Origin of the sequence: uncultured Cetobacterium sp. (genome assembly GCF_945952365.1) — a bacterium.
GTDB lineage: Bacteria > Fusobacteriota > Fusobacteriia > Fusobacteriales > Fusobacteriaceae > Cetobacterium_A.
Map to the genome: position 1 here is coordinate 66,717 of NZ_CAMFHX010000013.1, position 6,795 is coordinate 73,511.

Here is a 6,795-nt window from a genome sequence, read left to right on the forward strand (position 1 = left end):
TACTTCATATATTTTATCAATTTTATCTAAAAAAATCTAGTAAATAATCCTTTTAATAAGAGATATAAAATGTTACTATTTAGTTATATCTGAAAGAACTACTAAGGAGGATTTTTATGAATAAAAGAAGATACTTTCCAATCATACTTTTTTTTATTTTACAGCTTTTTACTTTTTCTAATACTATCAAAAATTTAACACCTTCTGAGAATCTTATCTCTGGAAAACTAGATAATGGTTTAGAATATTATATTTTAAAAAATTCAAAACCTGAAAACAGAGCTTCTCTTAACTTGGTCGTAAAAGCTGGTTCTCTTTTAGAAGAGGAAAATCAGCAAGGATTAGCTCATTTTTTAGAGCACATGGCATTTAATGGTACTACTAAATATCAAAAAAATGAACTCGTTCAATATCTACAATCTTTAGGTCTAAGTTTTGGTGGAGATTTAAATGCATACACTAGTTTCTCAGAAACAGTTTATAAACTACAAGTTCCCACTTCAGAAAATGATTTGGCTATTGGACTAGATGTTTTAAAAGAGTGGGCTTCTGAAATAACTTTAGATTCTAAAGACGTCGAAAATGAGAAAAAAATCATTATTGAAGAGTGGAGACTTCGTCAAGGAATCTCACAAAGAGTTGGAGATTTGCAAAAGAAAATTCTATATGGTGACTCTTGGTACTCAAAAAGATTTCCAATTGGTTTTCCTGAAACTATCAACAACGCTACTGATAAAATTTTAAGAGATTACTATGAAAAATGGTATCAACCTCAAAATATGGCTGTTGTCGCTGTTGGAGATTTCAACCCTTCAACAATTGAAAAATTGATTTCAGAAAACTTTAAAGGTTTAAAAAATAAAACAATTGCTGAAAAAAAAGATTTTAAAATATCTTTAGCTAAAGAGGATTCTATCACAATATTTACAGACCCAGAACTAACTACAACCAATTTAAATATTATGTGGAAAGAAAACACAACATCAATTAACAATGAAGAGGCATTCAAAAAAGGACTCGAGAAAATATTATTTAACTCTATTTTAAATACTAGATTCTCTATTTTATCAAAAGATAAAAATTCTCCTTTCATTTACTCTTCAATTTACGATTTCTCTTTAAATAATGAAACAGGATTATATGTTATTTCAAGTTTAATTAGAGAAAATAATACTGAAGAAACGATTTCTACTATTGTTAATAACCTTAAAGATATATCTATAAACGGAGTATCTAAAGCTGAATTAGAAAGCGAGAAAATCAACTTAATCAATAACTTAAAAACACTAGTTAATAATAAAGAAAGTATTAAAAATGATACCTATATGTCTTCTATTATTGACTATATATTAAATGATAATACATTTTTAACTTTAGATGAAGAGTATGCTTTAACTTTAAAACTGATTAAAGATATATCTATAGATAATCTAAAAACTTTAAGTCAAAATATTTTATCTTTAAACTATGACGTTCTGATTACTTCTAGAGAAAATATGAAAAACACCTTACCTAAAGAGGAGGACCTTAAAGTTTATATAGATAATCTTCTTGCTCAAAATATATCTAATGTAAAACCGTTTAACTTTAACATTGAGCTTCCAGAAATAGAAAGTATTCCTGGGCATACTGATACAATTGAAAAAAATAACGACTATACAAAACTAAAACTTTCTAATGGAATTGAAGTTTTATATAAAGAAACTGATTTTGATAAGGACAAGATAAGTTTTAATCTAGTTAAGCTTCAAGGAAACTCTAGCTTAGACTACTCTGAATATATAAATTCTCTTTTTTTATCAGAGATTTTATCAAATTCTGGAGTTGGAAATATTGACTACAATTCATTGGACCTTTATTTCAAAGGAAAAAATTTCACTGTGAATAGTTTCGTAAGCGATTATACACAAGGATTTAAAATTACAACAAATAAAGAGGATTTAAATGAAGCATTGAAATATTTCAAAACTTTAATTACATCCCCTAAATTTGATGAAAATATTATTGAATCTACTTTAAAAACAAATAAAGAGCTCATTAAAAATAGAGATTTTTCACCGAGATCTGTTTTCAGAAAAACTTATCTTGAAACGCTAAATTCTAATCATCCTAGAAGAACATCTTTAGAACTAAAAGATTTAGAAGTAGTAACAAAAGATAATCTAATAAAAGCATATAGCAACCTTTTTAGTAGTTTTAAAAATTATAAATTAATTGTAACAGGGTCTATTGATGAAACTACAATGATTGATATTTTAAATAAATATTTTGCTAATCTTCCGACTGAAACTAATTTAACCGCTTTAAAGCCATTGAATATAGTTTACCCAAAAACTAATATAAGAAAGGAAGTTATACAGGGAACGGATAAAAAAGCAACTGTTGTTTTAACATTCCCTTATCAAAGTACCTTTACAATTGAAAATAGAAATTTATACAATGGTTTATCTAGCTTATTAAATATTCTACTTATTGAAGATGTTCGTGAAAAAATCGGTGGAGTTTACTCTATCTCCTCTTCGGTTACTCTTGAAAAATTTAATTTTGGTGAAAACTATCTACAAATTATGTTTAGTACGGACACTAAAAGAGTTGATGAAGTTATCTTAAAAACTAAATCTGTCATTGAAAATATCCAAAGTGGAAAGTTTCCTGAAAATAAAGTTTTAGACATCCAAAAAAACTATGAACTTAACTTTGAAACAGCATTAAAAACAAATAATTTCTGGAATAACTACCTTGAGAAAAAAAATTTAATATCAGACTATGAATTTTATGCTCCTATGAGGTATAATGAGATTGTAAACTATAACTCTATTATTAATTTTTCTAATAGAGCACTTAATATAAACAACTGCGTAGAGATTATTCTTCTGCCAGAAAAGGAGGACTAAAATGCCACATTTAAAATTTAGAGGTATTGAAAAGAAAGTTTTAATTGAAAATAGCAAAGAATTAATTGATGGTCTTACTGACATCATTAAGTGCGACAGAACGTGGTTCACTATAGAGCACACAGAAACTGAATATATCTTTGACGGAGCTATTGTTCCTGGATATACTTTTATTGACGTTGCTTGGTTTGATAGAGGACAAGAAACTAAAAACCAAGTTGCAGATTTCATTACAAAGTTTTGTAAAAAATTAACTAACAACAATGATACAACTGTTATCTTCTATCCCCTTGAAGGTTCAAATTATTATGACAATGGAGAGCACTTCTAAAATTTATGAAGGCTAACATTGCTCTCATAGGCTTTATGGGAAGCGGAAAAACTACAGTTGGAAGAATTCTTGCTAAAAGTCTAGATATGAAGTTTATAGATATCGACCGTTGTATATCTATCAGAGAGAAAAAAACTATCTCTGAAATATTTGAAGAATATGGTGAAAAATACTTTAGAGATCTCGAAAGAAAAATTATTGAAGAGGAGTCAAGAGATAATAATATTGTTATCTCTACTGGGGGTGGCGCTATCGTCGATAATGTGAATATCAAAAATTTAAAAACAACATCTTTTGTTGTTCATCTAGATTGCGATATAAATACAATTTACGAAAGAGTTAAACGAAGTAAGACTAGACCTCTTCTTAATAACTCTGAAGATGTTTTTAAAACCATTGAAGAGCTTTATGAAAAAAGAAAAAATCTTTATAAAATATCTTCTGATTTTTCAATAAAAATAGATTTGAACACAAATATTTATGATAGTGTTGAAAAAATAAAAAATGCTTATATTCTAAGCTAAGGGGGTTTCTATGAACAAATTATACGGTAAGACAGTTTTTATTACGGGTGCTACAAAAGGAATTGGAAGAAGCTGTGCACTTGCATATGCTGAAAAAGGTGCTAATCTAATTTTAACAGCTAGAAGCTCTGATCTTTTAGATTCTTTAAAAGAGGAACTTGTTAGAAAATATGGAATTAGAGTTTATACTTTAGTTTTAGATGTTACTAAAAGTTTAGAGGTCGAAGAAAAAGTAAAATCTCTTCCTGATTCTTTTAAAAAAATTGACATTTTAATCAACAATGCGGGCTTAGCTCTAGGATTAGATAAAGTTTATCTTGCTTCTCCTACAGATATCGACACTGTTATTGATACAAATGTAAAAGGAATGCTTTACATTACAGCTGCTGTTGTTCCTTTAATGTTAAAAAATGAAAGTGGACACGTAGTTAATATCGGTTCTATCGCTGGAGACTGTGCTTATGCTGGCGGAGCAATCTATTGTGCTACAAAAGCTGCTGTTAAAACATTTTCAGATGGTCTTAGAATAGATTTAGTAGATACTAATATTAAAGTTACAAACATTAAACCTGGATTAGTTGAAACAGAGTTTAGTAAAGTAAGATTTAAAGGAGATTTGGAAAAAGCTAATAATACTTATAAAGGAATTGATGCTTTAACACCAGATGATGTTGCTGATGTTGTTATCTATGCCACTGGTTTACCTCAAAATGTGCAATTAACAGAAATCGCAATGACACCTAATCATCAAGCCGACGGAAGAACTGTTCATAGAAACAAATAGTAATTTAAAAGAGGAGCAAGCTTAACTTAAAGCTACTCCTCTTTTTTTACTAATCATTCATATATAATTTTTTATAAATTAAAGGTAAGAATAAAGCTCCAGACAAGAAGTTTCCTATCGTTACCGCTAAGAAGTGTATTCCCATCTCAGTTGGTGAATAAACTGATGTCATCAATATTTTTCCAATACTTAAGTAATACATATTTGCAACAACGTGCTGGAATCCTCCTAAGATAAATAACATAATTGGGAACCAGATTGCTAAAATTTTTCCTGCTAAATCTTTTGCTGCTAATGCAAACCAAACTGCTATTGCAACTAAAACATTACATAAAAAACCACTAGCTAAAGCTTCTACAAAAGTTAAATGAACTTTGTGTTCAGCAACTCCCACAACATACTTTGCAAACTCAGGCGAAGAGTAATTTCCTGCTAAATAAGAAGTATATGCTATAAATATTGATCCTAAAAAATTCCCTATCCAAACCGCACTTAAGTTTCTCACATATGTTGTCTTCTCTACTTTACCCTTTGTAAATGCTAATAATCCTAAACAATCTCCAGTGAACAGTGACCCTCCAACTAAAACAACCAGCATTAATCCTGTTGGGAAAACTGCGGCTCCTATAAACTTTCCTGCACCTCCACCGACAGTAAAGTTAGCAATTAGATTTCCTAATGCTGAAAGAGCTATGTAAACACCTCCCATAAATCCTAGTAAAACCGTTTTAGTAAATGTGTAATGCCCTTTGTTTTCTCCTAAAAGAAGAACTTGTTCTGTCGTTTCTTTGTTTGTTAAATAAACCTTCACTTTTTTCCTCCTGATTTCTTTTCATACAGTTTCGAATTATACACCCTTTCCCCTTTTTTTTCAAGTGAATATTAAAAAAAACTCAATCAGATTCGATTGAGTTCAATTTTAATATATTTAAGTATATACAAACACCTTTTTATTTATTTCTTACAATTTTTCCAAGTATAAAAGCAACTAAAGCTGGTGCAATCCACGGAAACCCTAGACTTGCTAAAGGAATAATCGATAAATCAACTTTTAATACCTCTAATGTGCTCACTATTAAAGTTACTAGAGATGTAAAAACATAACAATTTTTATTCTCTACACCAAATACATTTAAAACAATCAAAACAATAGTTAAAGGATATAGTATAACTAATACAGGAACAGCTAAACTAATTATATAATCTAATCCTGCTACAGCTAAAATTGCTGAAAATACACAAGTGATTGTTGCAATTGTCTTGTATGATAATCCTGTAAGTTTTGAAAACCAGTCACTAACCAAAGCTGTCAATCCAACAGAAGTTGTTAAACACGCAGCAGCAACACAGATTCCAAATGCTAGTTTACCTGATTGCCCAAGTGTTAACTCCGCTATTGTAAGGGCTATCTGAGCCGTAGATAGATTCTTCATAAAACTAATCTGAGAACCTAAATATATTAAGCTAAAATAGATTAAACCTAACCCTATCGCAGCTATAACTCCAGCTCCTGTTAAAAAGAACTTCTGTTCTTTCGAGTCTTTTATCCCTTTCATCTCTAAACCTTTAATTATAACAACTCCAAATAAAACTGAAGCTAAAGCATCCATAGTTTGATATCCATTTATAAAACCATATGCAAACTGACTTCCAGCAGCAGTCGTTGGTACAGCTTCACCTATTGGGTTTAAAATACCAAATACAGTTATTAAAGCTAATATAACTAGTATAATCGGTGTTAAAAATTTACCTAAAATATCTGTTACCTTCGATTCATTCATCACTAAAAATAAAGTTACTGCAAAGAATGCTACTGAGCATACAATAGCCATCACCTTAGGATTCATTCCCCCTATAAGTGGTAATACGCCCATTTCAAATGTTGTTGATCCTGTTCTAGGAATCGCAAACAGTGGCCCTATAACCAAAATTAGTGTCGTCAAATACGCTTTATTAAATTTTAATGATACCTTACTTGCAAATTCATCCAATGTTCCACCCTTTGTAAAAGCCAATATTCCTAATAGTGGCAATCCTACACCAGTTACAAAAAATCCTATTCCTGCTGAAATCCAACTATCTCCAACTGCAACTCCTAAAGAAGGTGGGAACAATAAATTTCCTGCACCAAAAAACATTGAAAACAATGCCAATCCTAAAACTACTATCTCTTTTCTTTTGTTCATATTTCCTCCCCATACAAATTTTGTTTCTGTTAACTTAAAATTTATTGAAACTACTCCAATCCTTTGAGGTATAATA

General features: G+C 29.7%; 6 protein-coding genes. 4 read left to right on the forward strand and 2 right to left on the reverse strand.

Annotated features, from left to right (window positions below; translation table 11 throughout):
• Positions 1-116: 116 nt before the first annotated feature.
• The 4 genes from Q0O83_RS06435 to Q0O83_RS06450 are packed head-to-tail and all read left to right on the forward strand — an operon-like array spanning position 117 to position 4,533.
• Positions 117-2,894: a M16 family metallopeptidase gene (locus Q0O83_RS06435; RefSeq protein ID WP_294095338.1), complete on the forward strand. Its 2,778-nt coding sequence runs from the start codon at positions 117-119 to the stop codon at positions 2,892-2,894.
• A gap of 1 nt (position 2,895) precedes the next feature.
• On the forward strand, positions 2,896-3,225 hold the full coding sequence (locus Q0O83_RS06440) for a DUF1904 domain-containing protein (RefSeq protein ID WP_294095340.1): 330 nt from the start codon (positions 2,896-2,898) through the stop codon (positions 3,223-3,225).
• Between the two features lie 5 nt (positions 3,226-3,230).
• A complete protein-coding gene (locus Q0O83_RS06445) occupies positions 3,231-3,749 on the forward strand; it encodes a shikimate kinase (protein WP_294095342.1) in 519 nt (172 codons plus the stop codon).
• 10 nt (positions 3,750-3,759) lie between these two features.
• On the forward strand, positions 3,760-4,533 hold the full coding sequence (locus tag Q0O83_RS06450) for an SDR family NAD(P)-dependent oxidoreductase (protein ID WP_294095344.1): 774 nt from the start codon (positions 3,760-3,762) through the stop codon (positions 4,531-4,533).
• Positions 4,534-4,582: 49 nt separating this feature from the next.
• Here Q0O83_RS06450 and Q0O83_RS06455 read toward each other — a convergent pair whose 3' ends face one another.
• Complete coding sequence (locus Q0O83_RS06455) at positions 4,583-5,344, reverse strand: formate/nitrite transporter family protein (RefSeq protein ID WP_294095346.1); 762 nt, start codon at positions 5,342-5,344, stop codon at positions 4,583-4,585.
• Positions 5,345-5,483: 139 nt separating this feature from the next.
• A partial coding sequence (gene brnQ / locus Q0O83_RS06460; protein ID WP_294095347.1) for a branched-chain amino acid transport system II carrier protein occupies positions 5,484-6,795 on the reverse strand: 1,312 nt, incomplete at its 5' end.